Below are 15,501 nucleotides of genomic sequence, written 5' to 3' on the forward strand. Positions count from 1 at the left end.
GGGAGGTGCCCATGTCCAGCGAGGTCGGTTCCGGGCACGTCAGCATCTTCCCGGTGATGACCGGCTTCAAGAGCCGTGTCGCGAAGGAGGTCAAGGGCGCCGCCGATGACGGCGCGAAGTCCTTCGAGCGTGGCTTCAAGGGCGCCGGCACCCGTGCCGGGTCCGCTCTCGGCCGGGACATGAAGTCCGCCCTGTCGAAGGGTGCGAGCGGTCTGGCCGCCGACGAGCTGAAGACCCTCACCCGTGATGTTGCGTCGGCGTCGGCCGCGCTGTCGAAGACCCGTCTGCGTCAGCAGGACGACGCCGGCCGGGTGCGGGTCGCGGAAGCCCGCCTCGCGGAGGCGATCGCGAAGTCCGGGGCGGAGTCCGCCCAGGCGATCGCCGCCGAGGAGCGGCTTGCGTCCGCCCGCCGCAACCAGGCCGCGTCCGCAGACGCCGTGGCCGCTGCGACCGCCCGGCTGCAGCGCGCGCAGGAGTCTCTCCGTACCGCTCAGGCCGCGATGGCTGCCTCGTCGTCGGCCGCGTCGGGCGGGCTGGGTTCGATGCTGTCCAACCTCCGCGCTGGGTGGAAGGATGCGCGCGCAGCGCAGTCCGCGTTCACGGGCGTCGCCGGATCACTGGCTGGCCTCACCCGCGCTGTTCTCGACGTCACTGGTGTCACCAAACTGTCCCGTCTGGTCGCCGGGCAGGTCTCGACCGCGTTCACGTCGATGGCCACGATGGTCGGCGGCGGGCTGGCGAAGGCGTGGGCCGGAACCCGGTCTTGGCTGGGTGGGGTCGGGGCAACTGTGCGGGGCGCGCTCGCTCCGACACTGCAGTATGTGGCGTCCGCCGGGACTCTCCTGGCATCGCCGTTCGTGCGCCTCGGGTCGCAGGTCTCAACCTGGCTGTCTCCGGTCACGACTCAAGTCACGGGGCTGTTCTCGAAGATCGGGCAGACGGTCGGCCCGGCGCTCTCGAACATCGCCGCATCGGTCGGTCCCGCGCTCAGCGGTGTCGGTGCCGCGGTCGGGAGGGGACTGTCGTCGGTCGTCTCCACTGTTGCGGCGGTCGGTGCGAAGGCGGGGGCAGCGCTCGGCGCGGGCATCCAGTCCACCGCGACGACCGCGGTCGGCCTTGCCGCCACCGCGATCGGTGTCGCATTCGGTAAGGGCTTTTCTCGTCTGACCGCGATCGACACCGCCCAGGCGAAGCTCCGCGGTCTCGGAAACGACGCCGAGAGTGTGACAGCGATCATGACCGACGCAACTGCGTCGGTGAAGGGAACCGCGTTCGGTCTCGGCGAGGCGGCCACCGTCGCCGCGTCGGCCGTCGCCGCAGGGATCCGTCCCGGCGAGGCGCTGCAGGGCCACCTGAAGAACATCGCGAACAACGCCAGCGCGGCGGGCATCTCCATGCAGGAGATGGGCTCGATCTTCAACAAAGCCGCGACCCAGGCGAACGGCGTCCAGAACGACGTCATCAGCCAGCTCGCCGACAAGGGCATCCCGATCTACCAGAAGCTCGCCGAGCAGATGGGCGTCACCGCCGGCGAGGTCTTCAAGATGGCCTCCGAAGGGAAGGTCGACTTCGAGACGTTCTCGCGGGCGGCGACCGCCGCGGCGGGCACGGTCGCGGAGGAGATGGGCAAGACCATCCCCGGTGCGACGAAGAACCTTCTCGCCTCGCTCGGCCGGATAGGCGCGAATGCGCTCGGCGGCCTGGAGGAAGGGTCCGTCTACTCGAAGCTGGGCCCGTTGATCAACGCGATCACCAAGGCCCTCGGCCCTGTCGAGACGAAAGCGAAGGCTGTCGGCGCAGCGCTGAACGCCTTCGCCGGGCCGATCATGGACCGGCTTACCGAGTTCTTCACCCGGATCGGCGACGGGACCTCCACAGTCGTGTCGAAGTTCGGGGAGATGAAGAGTCTCCTTGGCCCCCTGGCCGGAGCCTTCGCGGCGCTCGGCGCAGGCGGGCTCGCGGGCGTCCTCGCCCGCCTCGGCCCGCTCGCGTCGCTCCTGCCCGGCCTGGGAGGAGCGCTCGCTGCTCTCGGCTCCCCGCTAGGTATCGCGGCAGCAGCGCTGGGCGGGTTCGTCCTGTCCGGTGGTGACGCGGGCGCCCTAGTCGCCAGCTTCACCGGGATCATCGAGAAGGTCTCCGCCGCCCTGCCCGGCATGGTGTGGCAGTTCTCGTCCGTGGTGCCCGACATCGTCTCGTCGATCGTCGGGCAGGTGCCGCTCCTGATCGGCGCGGCCACCGGGATCGTGAACGCCCTCGTGCAGGGGCTGGTCGTCGCGCTACCAACACTCGCGACCGGAGCGGTGACCCTCCTCGAGGGGCTTATCGCCGGGGTGGTCGCCAACCTGCCGCTGATCATCCAGGCGGCGATCTCGCTCGTGACCGCCCTCGTGCAGGGCATCGTCACCGCGCTCCCGCTGCTCGTCGCGGGCGCGCTGAAGCTGGTGACCGGCCTGCTGACCGCGATCGTGCAGTCGCTGCCGCTGGTCATCCAGGGTGGCGTGCAGCTGCTGATGGCCCTCGTCCAGGGCCTGATCACTGCGCTGCCCCAGCTGATCCTCGGGGCTTTGCAGCTCGTCCTCGGGCTGGCGCAGGCGCTTCTCGCGAATCTGCCGATGATCATCGAGGCTGGCATCCAGTTGCTGCTGTCGCTCGTGACCGGCTTGGTCGGCGCGCTGCCGCAGCTCGTCGAAGCGGCGATCACCCTGGTGCTCCAGCTGGTCGTCGCGCTCCTCGACAATCTGCCGCTGCTGATCGAGTCCGGGATAAAGCTCGTCGTCGCCCTGATCACGGGCCTGAGCGAAGCGATCCCGCGCATCGTCGAGAAGATCCCCGAGATCGTGAAAGCGATATGGGACGGACTGGCGAACGTGGACTGGCTCAGCCTGGGCGCTGAGATCATCCAGGGCGTCATCGACGGATTCTTCAGCATGATCGGCGCGGTCGGTGACGCGGTCGGGTCCGTCCTCGGCGGCATCCTCGATTTCTTCCCGAATTCGCCTGCGAAGCGCGGCCCGCTGTCAGCCCCCGGGTGGAGGCAGCTGAAGACGTCGGGCGCCGCGACCATGGGGCAGTTCATCGACGGGGCGCGGGCGGAAGCGCCCGCGTTCGGTGACTCGCTCGCCGACGCTGCCGCGGCCGCGTCTCAGCGGGCGCAGTCCGCGGTCGGGTCGGTCTCGGCGGGCCTGACAGCGAGTACGGCGGAGGCCACCTCTTCCGGTGGCCCACCGGCCGGGGCGGGCCCGAGTGTGCAGCAGATCAATCACTTCGACAAGACCGACCCGAGGGAGGCGTCGGAGCTCGCGAATCAGCAGCTCAACGCCCTGCTGAGGAGGGGATGATGCTGCGCATCCACGCCGACCGGGCGACGATCCTTGGACGCCCGCTCCCGGGTGATGACCGCCCCCACGGGTTGTTCGTCGCCCGGGACGGGTTCCAAGGGTGGGATGACACTCCGGATGCTGTCCGGGAGGCTATTGCCCGTCCTGGCACGCACGGCGAGTACGACCTGCCGGTGTACATGGGGGCGCGGGTCTTCTCCATCGATGGGCACGCGATCGCCTGGTCCGACCTGGCGCTCGCGTCGCTGCGGAGCACGGTCACGGGCATCGGCGCCGCTGGTGGGCGCTTCCAGGTCACCGTCACCCATCAGGGGCAGACGCTCCGGGCGTACGCGCGCCGCGGTGGGAAAGCGACGTTCCAGGACAAGGGCTTCCGTGTCGGCCGTCGCCGCGCGTCCTTCCAGGTCCAGTTCGTTGCCCCCGACCCTCGCAAGTACGGGGATCAGCACACGTACGCGGCGGGGGAGGAAGCCATCCATTGGGGGAACTTCCCCGCCTCCCCGGTGCTGGAGGTGCGGGGTCCGACCCCGCCGTACACGATCCAGACCAGCATCGGCCGTCAGCTCACGATCGCGCAGGGACTCGGCTTGGGGCAGACGCACCGGATCGAGCTGCGCACCGGCCGGCTTTACCGCGACGGGGTGCTGCAGGTCGGGGCGATCGTCGGCGGCGCGACCTGGGTTGTCCCGCCCGGGCTTCCCGGGGTCGTGCACACGATCACCGGGCCTGGCGCACTGCGGGTGTGGCTGCCCGACACCTACATCTGAGGAGGGGTCGTGCGGTCGCACATCATCGTCGACACCCACACGGGCACTCCGATCCAGCGGGTGCACCCGTCGGAGGAGGACTGGAAGACATCGATCACGAGCGTCGGCACCGGCAGGCATGCCTTCCAGCTCCGGGACGCAGAGACCCGCCTGGACCGTGCGACCTGGCAGAACCTCTCGATCCCGTGGGCGCGGACCCTCGTCACCTGCTGGGACAACGTCCCCCAGTATGCGGGCCTGATCGGCGGGCACATCTACGACCCTTTCACCGGACGGCTCGAGCTCGCAACGGCCGAGATCCGCGCGATCTTCAGCTCCCGGATGTCCTTCGGGGTGCCCCAGTTCGACCCGAACGGGGTCAGCACCGCCACCGGGTCCCTTAGGGACATCATGCGGCACATCATCTTCTGGGGTGCGCTGCAGTACGGGTCGAGCGAGGGATGGTGGCTGCCGATTGCCGTCCCACCCGTCGAAGGCGGCAGTGAGACCCGGTCCTGGCAGCACTACAACTTCGAGACGATCGAGCAGCTGCTCTCTCAGATCGAGGGCGCGGAGGGCGGCCCGGACCTGCACCTGCGGCCACGCTGGGGGAGCACCGGTCTGCTCGAGTGGGAAGCCCGCATCGGGACACCGCTGCTCGACGGGCCGACCTTCGAGTACGACATGACCGCGGAGGAAACGGGCCTCACCGGCTACCCGGTGCACACCGACGCGACACGTCAGCTCACCGGGGCTTTCGCGCTCGGCATGGGGTCCGAGGCGGACATGAAAGTCGGCCGCGCCACGATGGCCGACGTTCCCGGGCCGATCATCCCGCAGCTCGACGCGACCCGGTCTTTCAAGACGATCGCTGACCCGATCGAGCTATGGCGGCGGGCGATCTCCGAACTGCGCGCGTTCCGGTGGCCGTCGGTCGCCGCAACGCCGAGCGTCCTCGCCTCCGACGTCCTCCCGTCCATGACCCTCGGCTCCACCATCCGCGTGCGTTTCCAGGACGACGAATTCCTCGACGACGGATGGCGCAGCTCCCTCGTCACCGGGATCTCCGGTGACCTCACCGACAAGCTCACCTTGGAGGTCCAATGAGACGGGACAACCCGCTCGACTCCCAGATTCCCGACATCCTCCGCCGTCTCCGCGAGCTCGAGACCCAATCCCCGCTTAGCTCTTCCTCGATCACCCGCGGGCAACTCCGTGTCGCGTCGAATGAAGGGCTCTGGGTCGAAGGGTCTCTGAAGGTCTCGGGGTGGTCGGTGATCACCGGTACGGAGAAGATCGACGGCCGCCTCTGGGGCCTCGGTGTCTTCGACTGGGAAGGGGAGATGAACCTCTCCGGGGCACAGAACATCACCGGCCCCGCGACCTTCAAGGGCGCTGTCCGCATCGAAGGCCAGATCGACGTGATCGGGCCGTGGAAGCTCCTCGGCAACGGCGAAATCGTCGGCGAATGGAAGCTCGTCGGAAACGGTCAGATCCTCGGCAATGTCGATGTCCTTGGCAACGGCAAGCTCCGCGTCGGGAACATGGTCATTGACCCGACCATCGGCGGCGGAGCGATCGCGTTCCAGAACGGCGGCCAGGTCTTCTCCAACGGTGACACTGTCCAGGTCTACAAGGGCAATAGTGTTATGCAGATCGAGAACGACTCGGCGCGTCTCCAGCACGGCGGCTACGTCATCGAGATCAACGGCACCGGGGTTCGCATCAGCCCAGGTGCCGTGACCCCCATCTCTGGCACCGGCTTGCGCCTCGGAGCTCTCTATCAGGACGGCAGCGGATACCTTCGACGCGCTGACGGTTCCTAAGCCGGACAGATCGTCTGCTGAGCGATCGACGCGATCAGTGTGCTGTCGCCGAAGTAGCCGCCCGGATCGGGAGTCTCACCGTCAATCACGCGGACACTGAACACGTCGGCTCCAGTCGCCATCTGCTCGCATGCCTTATCCGCGGCGGAGAGCAACTGCACATCCGTAGCGTTCGGGATCTGAGAGTTCGCGTGGTCCTTCGTCTTCCAGATCGCCAAGAACTGGTCCTGTGGCGTTCCGCTGGCGATGCCAGCAGGCGTCTCGGCGACGAGGGGCGCGACGGTGGGCGTGGGGCTCGGGCTGCTGGGCGCGCTCGCCTGGGGTGCTGTGCTCTCGCCTGCGGTCGTCGCGGGTGCACCTGCGCATCCGGTGAGGGCGAGTAGGAGTAGGGCCGCGGTAGCGGTGATGGGGGCGTGCGAGCGCATGCCCTGAGCATATCGACCCGCACGGCGGGAGAGGAGGCCCCATGTCCACGGAGACCTACACCGGGAAGCTGTCCGATATCGGCCTGGGGGTGCTGACTCCGGCGCGCCCGGTGATGAAGGTGGCCCCAGAGGTGGAGGCTTTCTCACCGACCGGGCTCGTGTCGGCGATCCCGGTTCCGGTGGACGTGAACCCCCTGACCGGCGCTTTCAGCATGAAGCTCTTCCCCTCAGGGGAGCTCACGGCGGCGCAGAGCGGCCGTGTCGGCGTGGATTACGTCATCAGCGTCGGCCGCTTCGAGGACACCGTCGAAGGCACGGTCTTCCACGGCATGGACGTGTGGCGGTTCACCGCGGTCGCGGGTGGTGGGGATGTCGGCGGGATGGCCGGCGGTTCTCTGCTCGCGGTGTGGATCGGCCCGCCGTGGCCGTCCCCGCCGCTCCCCAAGGGTCTCTATATCGATCTTCAGTCCCCGAATCCGTGGGGCATCGTCTCTTAAGGAGTAGCCATGGCTCTTGCTGTCGGCGTCACACAGCTCGGCGTTTTCCAGGGAAAGAAGGGCGAGAAGGGCGACACGGGGACTTTCAAGGAGGTCTCTGCGGTGTCGGTGCCGTCTGATGCTCCGGCGCGCGCGATCATCGGTGGGCATCCGGAGGAGCGGACGGTGCTCTTCGAGATCCCGGAGGGCCGTCCTGGCCTCGATGGTGGGAACTCCATCGCGAACGACCCGGCGGTGGCTGGGTACGTGTCCGGCCCGTCCGCGACCAACACCGCCCTGACGAAGAACTTTGACAGGGTGGTCACGTCTCCGGGCGCGTCGGTGGACGCAACAGCCATGCTGAACGCAGCTCTCGCGGCAACATCGGCTTTCGGTATCCGTCGCCGTGTCACCCTGGTTGGTGATTTTCTGGTGTCGGGTGCGGTGGTGATTCCGTCGCGGACGACGGTAGATGCTCGTGGGGCGACGATCCGTCTTGCCCCGGGGTCCACGTCGAATCTGGCGCACATCGGCCAGGTGGCCCCACTCAGGACGGGTGTGTCCGATGCGACGACCGTCCCGGGCACGACGGCGTCTGGGCTGGTGCGGGTGTCCTCTGCGTCGCTGGGTCTGACCTCCGCGGATGTGGGCCGTGCCATCGCCGTCTACCACTCCACGATCGAGTACGGGGTGATCGCGTACGGCGAGATCGTGTCCGTCACGGGGGACACGGCGACTGTCCGCGGTGCCTGCTCCCACCTGGTGACCGCCGGGGTCGCGGAGGTGTACGACATTGCGCAGGACGTGGAGGTCATCGGCGGCGTCTGGGACAAAGGCAATTCTCCGGGGGTGCGGTGGCACACGCATGTGCTCCGTGCCCGTCGCGTCCGTGGCCTGAAACTGCATGGCCTGACGATCCTCTCCAAGGCCGGGAAATACGCCATCAGCCTCGGGGATGTGCAGCGGTGGGATGTCCGCGACATCCATTTCGATTCCTGGTCGGATGGTGTGCACGTCCAGGGTCCCGCGTCCGGTGGCACCGTCTCCGGCCTGTATGGGAAGACCCATGACGACATGCTCGCCATCACCGCGACCGACTGGTACCCGTACGGGGATGTGATCGGTGATGTGGTCGGCGTCGAAGCATCCGGCATCTACCCGGACGGGTCCCTCGCGGCGTTCAAGCTCATCTCCGGCACTAATACGGAGGTGAGGAATGTGCAGGTGAGGGGCGTCTCGGGCACGACCCGGACGCGGCCGTTGTGTATCCGTGGTGATGAGGTTGGCGACACCACCGCCACCAACGTCCTTTTTGAGGATGTGCATGTGATCGTGCCTGCCGAGCATTCCACGTCGGGTGCGACGGAGGGTCTGTTGTATTTCCAGGGGTCTGGTGCGGGTGGTCTGGGCGGTCTCGGTATCGTGTCCGGCTGCGACGCCCGCAACGTGACCATCCGCAACTCCTCGGTGAACCGCCAGTCCACCTCCGATGGGGGGTTGGTGCACATCCTCGACGGGTCCCGCGGCGTGAAGATCGACAACCTCGTCGTGGAGAACATCCACAACCGGCCCCTCGCCGGGGTCGGGATCGGCAACAACGGTCAGACGCACGCGCTCTACGCGGATGCCCCGCTGGGGGTGGTCAGGATCTCTGGGTGTACCGCCCGGGGCGGGTCCGGGACCGGTGGGACGGTCGCGTACGTCGGTGCGGCGCAGGGGTCGATCACGGACCTGTCCGTCACCAAAGCCCGTGGCGAGGCAGGGTCTCGGGGCATCGTGCACATTCGTGGCCCGATCGCCCGCCTCACCCTCCAGGATGTGGAGTCCCCGACGAACGTGGTCCAGACGGAGAACAACGCCAGGGTCAGGGGGGCGATGGTGGTGCGGATGCAGGATGTCGCGCTCACCCACCCCACCGGGGGTCGCATCCTCTCCACCGCCGGCCCCACGAAGGTCTACCTCTCCAACGTCACCGCGACGTCGGAGGCGGGCGGGAAAATCACCTTCCTTGACCCGTCCGTGGTGGGGTCGGAGATCCACGGGGCGATCCGCATGCCGGCCGGGAGCGTCCTGGCCCGCGGCGGGTACGACGTGGGAGTGACGGTCTCCGACCCGACCCTCCCCATCGACGTCACCACCGTGATCCCCACAGCCGGGGCCGCCTGCTGGAACTCCAACGCCTCCGGGCTCGTCGGGCTCGGTGTCGGTCCCGCGGTCTGCAACGGCAGCCAGTGGAAGTCGCTGTATACGGGGGCCACGTTCACTCCGGCGATCATCGACAGCATCACCCCCACTGGGGCTGGTGCTGGGGCGACGATCACCATCACCGGACGCGGCCTCACCGGAGCCCAACAGGTCTCCGTCGGTGGTACTCCGGCGACGATCCTCTCCACCACCGCCACCCAGATCACCGCGACCATGCCGTCCGGCACCGCCGGAAACGTCCTCGTCAAGGTCAACAACAGCGGCGGCGTGGGCTCGAACGGGGTCTACTACATCCGCGGATGATCCTGCCGAGCTGGGCACCTCGAAAAACTGCCCGCCCGGGATGGAGAGGAGAATGACCGATGGTGAAGACACTGCCCACATGGGTGCGGGTCTTGGGGTGGACGGTCTCAGCCGTCGTCGCGGTCGGACATGTGGCGGCCGGGGATGTCCTGGAAGCGGTGCACCCGCTGATCGTGTGGCGATTCGTGGAGGTCTCGTTCGAACTCATCCGCACACAGGAAGCGCTACAACTCGCCCGGCAGGACACACTGAGAGTTCATCTCATTGCGGAGGCCCTGGACCGCGGATTGCTGATCACCCCTAACCGGAGATGAGCGAGATGAGGCGTTGGACGAGCCCGACGAAACCGTCAACATCGTTCACGTAGCCGACCCAGCGCAGAGCATTCGACATGGCTGTCGCCACCTTAGACATGCGGCTTCGCTCTGGCACTTCGGCCAACGCCTCTGCCTGCCTCCGGTACTCGCGGGCGACGACCGGGTTGGTCTTCTCGATCTCCGCGAGTACGTCCTCGACGAGCTGCCGCGCTTCCTCGTCAGTGCGCTCCGGGGAACGGGCGATCTCATCGATCTCCCGGAACTGCCGCTGCATCCGTTCGACCATGCTCCGTGACCACTCCGGCCCGGAGAGCATGGTCGTTCTCCCGTCAGGGTCAAAGTCGAAGTTGCCCTCCATCGCCCTGGCATGACGCTTGCAGACCGGGCAACGGTCATTGATGTTCGACAACGTCACGTTCTTCACGTTCCCCGTGATCGTGACGGCTCGCGACTCGAATTCGGCACCGCACGACGAGCACTTCGAGTAGACCGGCATGCACGCATCGTAGCCGGACCACCGATCTCGCCCAGGACGAACGCCACCACCGCCCCGTCAACGCGCGGGGCTTCGTCGTGAAAGGACACTGCTCATGATCGATGGTCAGGCCGCCGCGCAGACCCTTCTCGGCTACGGCTGGGGGATCAATCCGGGATTCTGCCTTCACTACGTCTGGCAGGCGTACAAGGCGCATGGTGCCCGCACGGACAGGTCCGCGCCGACCGCGACCCTCGGGTGGGAGCGGTCGGACGGGCAGCATCCCGGCGACCGGAACCCACCCCCTGGCGTCCCGGTGTGGTGGGGACGCAGGTACGACGGCAACACGGACGGGGATGTGGTGATCAGTCTCGGCGGTGGCAGGGTCGTCGCCACCGACTACCCCTCGTGGGGTGTCGTCGGTGTCACCACCATCGACGAGCGGGAGGCGCAGATCGGCCGGGAATACCTCGGCTGGACCGAATCGATCTTCGACGTGCCCGTGTACGCCCCGCCCGCCCCCGACCCGACCCCTGCCCCTTTGACGTCTGAGGAGGACGACATGATTGTCTACCGCTGGAACGGTGAGCACTGCCTCGCCGTCGGCTATGAGCGGATCTACCACATCCCCGATACCGCCCAACTCGCCACCGCCGAAGCCCTCTACGGCCCCCGGAAAGAGATCGACAACCAAGGCCTCACGGTCCTGCTGCTGACCCAGGGCATCCACTGGGACGCCGTCGACGCCGTCCTCCGCGGCGCCGGCTCCGGCTCGGGCGGCCGGTACTGGTCCCGGCAGATCGCCGAGGGCGAGACGCAGCGGGCCGCGCAGTCCGCCGCGCAGAAGACCCTTGAGGATGTCCTCGCCACGGCTCAGCAGATCGCCGTCCCGGCATGAGCGAGGACGTGCTCGCCGCTCTCATCGGCGCTGCCGCGCTGCTGCTCGGCGGGGGCGCTGGCACGTGGCTGGGGCATATCCTCGCCTCCCGATCCGCCGCCCGCGCCCACAAGACCACCGCCGAGCACCAGATGATCGACCAGCTCCAGGAAGAGCTCGCCCGGTACCGGGAACGCACTGACAAGCGCCTCGACGCACTGGAGACCGAGAACCGCTCCTACCGGGCGTTCATCGGCGTGCAGCGCGACCACATGGCCGCGCACGGCATCCCCCTCCCACCCTGGCCTGAAGGCCTCCCACGATAGGAACCCCATGACCGTTGACCCCATCATCCCTGTCGCCGTGCGAGTGGCCGCGAAGCGTGGCTTCATTCGCACCGCCGCCCAGGCCCTCGCCTCCGCCCTCCCCATCGGTGCCATCACGATCGGCACCACCGGAGACTTCTGGACCGGTGTCGCCCTCGCCGCCGCCGGCACCATCGCATCCGCGCTCCTCGCCGGCCTGGCATCCGCCCTCACCATCCTGTCGAAGGGCATCCCCGCCGACTACACGGACGTCGTCCTCGCGAAGCAGTCCGTCCTCACTGACACCGAGCGCGCCGCGGATATCGACGGCGCGGTCGGACGCCTCCGCCGCGACCTCCGCTAGCTCTGCGCCGGCAAGGTTTCACTCCCCCTCTCTGCACCGCGCTTCGGGCTCGGTGTGGAGAGGGGGCGATTCGTCGTCCCGCTACCATGCTCGGATGGCCACTCTTCTCGCCGAATGCCCGAAGCACGGGCTCTTCAGCGTCCCAAACGCGATCCAAGGGACTGGTGTCATGACCGTTGGGGATGGAGGGGATCCTGACGCGACCATGAAGTTCGGGACGATCCTCGCGCCGTGCCCGACATGCAGAGAGAGCTATCGGGTACTCGACGGCACCTACCTCCTCAACGACGCGCACGGGCTGGACACGATCTTCCACCCGCCCACACCCGCGCAGGCGAAGAGACTCGAGGCCGTCACGCGGTGGGCCATGCAGGAGCTCAACGACGGCGGCGATCAGGAACGGGTACGCGCTCGCGTCGACGACGCAATTACGAAGAACGCTCCCGGTTGGAAGAAGGTACTAGACCATCTGCTGTCCGACGAGGCGGCGAACCTCGCGACGATCCTCAGTCTGATCCTGACGGTGCTGATGTTCTTCGGATTCCAGCCCAGTGCGCCTGCCCCGGCGCCAACGGGCCTCACCGAGGACCAGTTACGCCAGATTCTCGAAGAGATCCATGAACGCGATACGGGAAGCGGAACACCGCTCCCAGAGCCCCGAACCCCAGAAGCACCCATGCCGGCACCGCCAACCACACCGGAGGGACAGTAGCCACCATCAGGGCGCCCATCAGAAGGACGTTCACCCATCGCAGCCACGCGTCCACGGGCGACTCAGGCGACCGCGATAGCAGCAGCAGGCCCACCAGCCCAAGAGCCAGGGCGAGCGTGGCCAGGACCACCGTCGCCCCGGCGGCCGCGGAGATCCCGCCCACTACGGCGATCGCGATGTAGAAGATCACCCGCCGGTCCATGCCCTGATATTAACAGCGAAGCCCGCCAGATCACATGATTCTGGCGGGCTTCTTGCCTGGTCTTGAGACCGCACCCTCATGCGCGGGTGCCAGGCTGTCGCGATCCTGCGAGCAGCTTAACATCGCACGAAGACCCCGCACTCTCCTCCGGGAGGGTGCGGGGTCTTTCGTCGTTCACGCTTGTTCGCGTGCGTGTCCCCCAAAAGGGGGATACACGTGTATCTCGATCGCGGGTAGCGTTCTGGACACCGTCTAACAACCCATGTGGGATCGGGGGAACAAGTGAGATTGATCAAGAGACCAGGCTCAGCCGTAGTGGTCGGCGTGGCGGCATTGGTGGCTGCCAGCCTTTCGCAGGCTGTTCCCGCGACCGCAGCGGACGACGGCGGGGTTAGCGTCGATGAGCGTGCACAGCAAGTCACGATTGACGCTGCGGCTGGAACGCAGGTGTCGATCCAACTTCCGGGGGACGCCACGTCGGAGGCGATCGATACTAGTTCGGTTCCAACGGCCTTGTTCCGCGGCGAGGGAGCCCCGCTGTTGTCCACTCGGGAGCAGGGCTCGACGGTGAGCAGTTTCGCGACCGACGACGGCGTGCAGACCCTCATCCAGATCCCTGATGCCTCCGCACCGAAGGAGTACAGGTTCCCGTTAAACCTCCCCGAGGGCGGCCAGGCCGCCGTGTTCGACGATGGGTCCGTGATCATCTCGGACGCCAACGGCCAGGCAGTCAGCGGGTTCCGTGCTCCGTGGGCTGTCGACGCGAAGGGTGAAGCGGTGCCCACCAGGTTCCACCTTGAGGGTGCTGACCTGGTCCAGACCGTCGGCTTCACAGCGGAAACGGCTTTCCCTGTGACTGCCGATCCCGATCTCGGGGCTGAATGGTGGGGCTACTATGTGCAGTTCACGCGTTCGGAGACGCAGTGGGCGGCTAGCGTGATCTCCAACAACCAAGGACCACAGGTGCTCGCTGGCGTTGCCTGCGGTTCGCTCCCGGGTCCGGCCGCCCTGGCGTGTGGCGTGGCACTCGCGACGGCCTACTTCAGGGTTATCGATCCGATTCAGCAGGCGAATAGTGAGGGGCGTTGCGTTGCCATCAACTACCCCTGGATCGTGATCACCAACCCGCAGGTCGGATGGGGCACCATCAACGCGACTGCCGTCAATTGCAGGAGGTAACTGGACCATGGACTCACTACTTGCGCGCCTCGCCATCAATACGCTGATCGCGCTGTTCGTCCTGCTGGTGCCCCTGTTTTCGGGAAACCCGATCACCTGGTGGAACATCGGAGGCTTCGTGGCGGTCTACGTCATCACGTTCGTAAGCCAGCGCTGGTACACCAAGAAGAAGCGGGACACGGCAGAGGACTGACTGCCAAACGCGAGGACCCCGCACCTTTCCTTCGGGAGGGTGCGGGGTCTTTCATCAGCGCGTCGGCACTGACGGAAGGTGCTTGGCAGTTGATCCGACTCGTCGTCGTGGTGCTAGGGGCGGTGTGGCGGGTAGCGGCGGAGGCGTTGCGCGACGGTCGCGGGAGCGATGTCGCACGCGCGGGCGATAGCCATCTGCGAGGCGCCTCCGGAGAGGAGGGCGCGGGCGGCGTCTGCCCATACTTGCAGGTCGACGCCGTCGCCGAGCGTGGCGACCTGCTCCGGGGTGAGGTCAGGTGTCCGGGTGGCTCGGCCGGTCTGCTGTCGGCGGGCGCGGACCTCGGGAGCCCAGGGCGCGTCCTTCGTGTGGGCGCGGGAGCGAGCCGCGGCGGCGGCCGGGTCGCGGTGCTCGTCGAGCGCAGCGAGGTGCTGGTCGGCATGCCGATCCCATGCGGCACGCATCCGTGCGGATGCGGCGGTGGACACGAGCCGGGTCGTCGCGCCGAGCCCGTACCGGTCGCGGTACTCGGCGGCGGTGATCCCGTGCGTCTGACGGGCGTGGGTCGCGAGCTGGTCGCGGGCGTCACCGCAGACGTGGCAGAGGGGGCGGCCGTCGTCGTCGCGGTCGAGGATCCCGTACCTGCCTTCGTCGATCGGGGACCCGTAGGGAGGGAGTATCACGCCTCCGCCCAGGAGAGCATCGCGTCGGGGACGGCGTCGATCACCCGGGCACCGAGCGCGAGATACCAGCCCGCGGGACGAGGCCCACGGGGCAGCTCGATCGGCACACCATCCTGGGCGCCCACGATGAGGCGTGCCGCCTCCTTGTCGTGGCGTTCGCGGAGCGCGACGAGGTCGGAGATGACGCCGGGGCGGGCGGTGAACCGTCCCGACTCCCAGTCTTTCACCGCGTGCCGGTTCACGCCGAGGTCGGCGGCAAGCTCCGCCTGAGACAGCCCGAGCAGGTGCCGGGTCGCGGCGATCTCCGCGCCGGTCATGCGTGGCTCGTCCATCCTGTGCCCTTCCGTCAGGAGAGGTCCCCACCCTGGAGAATCCAAGGGTGGGGACCTCTTGCCGTATCAGCGCGAGATCGCCTCGCGGATGAATGCCTCATCCTCGGCGGCGACCTCGGTGTTGTCGGGGAGGCCGGTCGCGGCGTCGTAGCCCTCGTACTCCTCGAAGATCGGGAGGGCGAAGGCGATCAGCCCGTGGACCTCCATGTTGAACTCGGCGGCGAGGGTGCTGATCGTGGCGTTCATGTCGGATTCCTTCCGTCTGGCCGGGAGCTTGTCTCCCTTGCTCATGACACCACTCTAACACACCAAGTTGGGGTGTTGTCAAGCGGGTGAGGAGAGGTTTCTCAGCCGAAGAGGACGGCGAGGGTGGTCGCGCCGCCTCCGACGAGGATGAGTGAGACGATCGTCACCCAGGCGACGATGCGGACCCGGCGATTGCGGCGTTCGCCGAGGTCGCCGTAGTCCTCGCTGAGACCGTCGCTCATGCGTGCACCTGCTCGGTCACCGTCGGCCCGAACAGGGCCGGCAGCGTGGCACGCGAGG

General features: G+C 67.5%; 19 protein-coding genes. 13 read left to right on the top strand and 6 right to left on the bottom strand.

What is annotated here, in order from left to right:
• The first annotated feature begins 11 nt into the window (after positions 1-11).
• From ACP15J_RS13455 to ACP15J_RS13470, 4 genes are read left to right on the top strand one after another with little or no spacing between them, the layout of a single operon-like run.
• Positions 12-3,338 carry a phage tail protein gene (locus ACP15J_RS13455; protein WP_424937532.1) on the top strand — a complete coding sequence of 1,109 codons (3,327 nt, stop codon included), beginning with the start codon at positions 12-14 and terminating at the stop codon, positions 3,336-3,338.
• Positions 3,338-4,105 carry a hypothetical protein gene (locus ACP15J_RS13460; protein ID WP_424937531.1) on the top strand — a complete coding sequence of 256 codons (768 nt, stop codon included), beginning with the start codon at positions 3,338-3,340 and terminating at the stop codon, positions 4,103-4,105. Before ACP15J_RS13455 ends, ACP15J_RS13460 begins: the two co-directional genes overlap by 1 nt.
• A gap of 9 nt (positions 4,106-4,114) precedes the next feature.
• On the top strand, positions 4,115-5,191 hold the full coding sequence (locus tag ACP15J_RS13465) for a hypothetical protein (RefSeq protein ID WP_424937530.1): 1,077 nt from the start codon (positions 4,115-4,117) through the stop codon (positions 5,189-5,191).
• Positions 5,188-5,910: a hypothetical protein gene (locus tag ACP15J_RS13470; protein ID WP_424937529.1), complete on the top strand. Its 723-nt coding sequence runs from the start codon at positions 5,188-5,190 to the stop codon at positions 5,908-5,910. The genes ACP15J_RS13465 and ACP15J_RS13470 overlap by 4 nt, the downstream gene beginning before the upstream one ends.
• Here ACP15J_RS13470 and ACP15J_RS13475 read toward each other — a convergent pair.
• Positions 5,907-6,335, bottom strand: a complete 429-nt coding sequence (locus tag ACP15J_RS13475) for a hypothetical protein (RefSeq protein ID WP_424937528.1) — start codon at positions 6,333-6,335, stop codon at positions 5,907-5,909. The two genes, ACP15J_RS13470 and ACP15J_RS13475, sit on opposite strands and share 4 nt — an antisense overlap.
• Positions 6,336-6,376: 41 nt before the next feature.
• Here ACP15J_RS13475 and ACP15J_RS13480 point away from each other — a divergent pair, with 41 nt between their 5' ends.
• Genes ACP15J_RS13480 through ACP15J_RS13490 form a run of 3 tightly spaced genes read left to right on the top strand, consistent with a single transcriptional unit; the run spans position 6,377 to position 9,633 of the window.
• Positions 6,377-6,832 (top strand): hypothetical protein, encoded by a 456-nt coding sequence (locus tag ACP15J_RS13480; RefSeq protein ID WP_424937527.1) that lies wholly within the window; start codon positions 6,377-6,379, stop codon positions 6,830-6,832.
• Between the two features lie 9 nt (positions 6,833-6,841).
• On the top strand, positions 6,842-9,319 hold the full coding sequence (locus tag ACP15J_RS13485) for an IPT/TIG domain-containing protein (RefSeq protein WP_424937526.1): 2,478 nt from the start codon (positions 6,842-6,844) through the stop codon (positions 9,317-9,319).
• 59 nt (positions 9,320-9,378) lie between these two features.
• Entirely contained in the window at positions 9,379-9,633 is a 255-nt protein-coding gene (locus ACP15J_RS13490; RefSeq protein WP_424937525.1) for a hypothetical protein, read from the top strand.
• On the opposite strand, the gene ACP15J_RS13495 is transcribed toward ACP15J_RS13490, so the two are convergent.
• Positions 9,620-10,132: a hypothetical protein gene (locus tag ACP15J_RS13495; RefSeq protein WP_424937524.1), complete on the bottom strand. Its 513-nt coding sequence runs from the start codon at positions 10,130-10,132 to the stop codon at positions 9,620-9,622. The genes ACP15J_RS13490 and ACP15J_RS13495 overlap by 14 nt on opposite strands.
• Positions 10,133-10,226: 94 nt before the next feature.
• Here ACP15J_RS13495 and ACP15J_RS13500 point away from each other — a divergent pair, with 94 nt between their 5' ends.
• The 6 genes from ACP15J_RS13500 to ACP15J_RS13525 all read left to right on the top strand — a co-directional run bounded on the left by ACP15J_RS13500 (position 10,227) and on the right by ACP15J_RS13525 (position 13,943).
• A complete protein-coding gene (locus tag ACP15J_RS13500; RefSeq protein ID WP_424937522.1) occupies positions 10,227-11,009 on the top strand; it encodes a hypothetical protein in 783 nt (260 codons plus the stop codon).
• A complete protein-coding gene (locus tag ACP15J_RS13505) occupies positions 11,006-11,314 on the top strand; it encodes a hypothetical protein (protein WP_424937521.1) in 309 nt (102 codons plus the stop codon). Before ACP15J_RS13500 ends, ACP15J_RS13505 begins: the two co-directional genes overlap by 4 nt.
• Positions 11,315-11,321: 7 nt before the next feature.
• Entirely contained in the window at positions 11,322-11,657 is a 336-nt protein-coding gene (locus ACP15J_RS13510; RefSeq protein ID WP_424937520.1) for a hypothetical protein, read from the top strand.
• Between the two features lie 94 nt (positions 11,658-11,751).
• Positions 11,752-12,369, top strand: coding sequence for a hypothetical protein (locus ACP15J_RS13515; RefSeq protein WP_424937519.1), 618 nt, complete (start codon positions 11,752-11,754; stop codon positions 12,367-12,369).
• Between the two features lie 484 nt (positions 12,370-12,853).
• The gene (locus ACP15J_RS13520; protein ID WP_424980967.1) at positions 12,854-13,750 is read left to right on the top strand and encodes a hypothetical protein; all 897 of its coding nucleotides are present in this window, start codon (positions 12,854-12,856) and stop codon (positions 13,748-13,750) included.
• A gap of 7 nt (positions 13,751-13,757) precedes the next feature.
• A complete protein-coding gene (locus ACP15J_RS13525; RefSeq protein WP_015985823.1) occupies positions 13,758-13,943 on the top strand; it encodes a hypothetical protein in 186 nt (61 codons plus the stop codon).
• 113 nt (positions 13,944-14,056) lie between these two features.
• Here ACP15J_RS13525 and ACP15J_RS13530 read toward each other — a convergent pair whose 3' ends face one another.
• The 4 genes from ACP15J_RS13530 to ACP15J_RS13545 all read right to left on the bottom strand — a co-directional run.
• Entirely contained in the window at positions 14,057-14,623 is a 567-nt protein-coding gene (locus tag ACP15J_RS13530; RefSeq protein ID WP_424937517.1) for a MucR family transcriptional regulator, read from the bottom strand.
• The gene (locus tag ACP15J_RS13535; RefSeq protein ID WP_424937516.1) at positions 14,620-14,955 is read right to left on the bottom strand and encodes a helix-turn-helix domain-containing protein; all 336 of its coding nucleotides are present in this window, start codon (positions 14,953-14,955) and stop codon (positions 14,620-14,622) included. Before ACP15J_RS13535 ends, ACP15J_RS13530 begins: the two co-directional genes overlap by 4 nt.
• Before the next feature lie 66 nt (positions 14,956-15,021).
• Positions 15,022-15,246: a hypothetical protein gene (locus tag ACP15J_RS13540; protein ID WP_424937515.1), complete on the bottom strand. Its 225-nt coding sequence runs from the start codon at positions 15,244-15,246 to the stop codon at positions 15,022-15,024.
• 56 nt (positions 15,247-15,302) lie between these two features.
• The coding region (locus ACP15J_RS13545; protein WP_424980968.1) for a hypothetical protein at positions 15,303-15,501 on the bottom strand (199 nt) is incomplete at its 5' end.

This window comes from Microbacterium sp. S308A+ (assembly GCF_049800815.1).
GTDB lineage: Bacteria > Actinomycetota > Actinomycetes > Actinomycetales > Microbacteriaceae > Microbacterium.

What these genes read in the sequence shown, in the direction of transcription:
- ACP15J_RS13455 (WP_424937532.1), top strand. Translation starts at nt 12, where the DNA reads ATGTCCAGCGAGGTCGGTTCCGGGCACGTCAGCATCTTCCCGGTGATG.
- ACP15J_RS13460 (WP_424937531.1), top strand. Translation starts at nt 3,338, where the DNA reads ATGCTGCGCATCCACGCCGACCGGGCGACGATCCTTGGACGCCCGCTC.
- ACP15J_RS13470 (WP_424937529.1), top strand. Translation starts at nt 5,188, where the DNA reads ATGAGACGGGACAACCCGCTCGACTCCCAGATTCCCGACATCCTCCGC.
- ACP15J_RS13475 (WP_424937528.1), bottom strand. Translation starts at nt 6,335, where the DNA reads ATGCGCTCGCACGCCCCCATCACCGCTACCGCGGCCCTACTCCTACTC.
- ACP15J_RS13480 (WP_424937527.1), top strand. Translation starts at nt 6,377, where the DNA reads ATGTCCACGGAGACCTACACCGGGAAGCTGTCCGATATCGGCCTGGGG.
- ACP15J_RS13485 (WP_424937526.1), top strand. Translation starts at nt 6,842, where the DNA reads ATGGCTCTTGCTGTCGGCGTCACACAGCTCGGCGTTTTCCAGGGAAAG.
- ACP15J_RS13490 (WP_424937525.1), top strand. Translation starts at nt 9,379, where the DNA reads ATGGTGAAGACACTGCCCACATGGGTGCGGGTCTTGGGGTGGACGGTC.
- ACP15J_RS13495 (WP_424937524.1), bottom strand. Translation starts at nt 10,132, where the DNA reads ATGCCGGTCTACTCGAAGTGCTCGTCGTGCGGTGCCGAATTCGAGTCG.
- ACP15J_RS13500 (WP_424937522.1), top strand. Translation starts at nt 10,227, where the DNA reads ATGATCGATGGTCAGGCCGCCGCGCAGACCCTTCTCGGCTACGGCTGG.
- ACP15J_RS13505 (WP_424937521.1), top strand. Translation starts at nt 11,006, where the DNA reads ATGAGCGAGGACGTGCTCGCCGCTCTCATCGGCGCTGCCGCGCTGCTG.
- ACP15J_RS13510 (WP_424937520.1), top strand. Translation starts at nt 11,322, where the DNA reads ATGACCGTTGACCCCATCATCCCTGTCGCCGTGCGAGTGGCCGCGAAG.
- ACP15J_RS13515 (WP_424937519.1), top strand. Translation starts at nt 11,752, where the DNA reads ATGGCCACTCTTCTCGCCGAATGCCCGAAGCACGGGCTCTTCAGCGTC.
- ACP15J_RS13525 (WP_015985823.1), top strand. Translation starts at nt 13,758, where the DNA reads ATGGACTCACTACTTGCGCGCCTCGCCATCAATACGCTGATCGCGCTG.
- ACP15J_RS13535 (WP_424937516.1), bottom strand. Translation starts at nt 14,955, where the DNA reads ATGGACGAGCCACGCATGACCGGCGCGGAGATCGCCGCGACCCGGCAC.
- ACP15J_RS13540 (WP_424937515.1), bottom strand. Translation starts at nt 15,246, where the DNA reads ATGAGCAAGGGAGACAAGCTCCCGGCCAGACGGAAGGAATCCGACATG.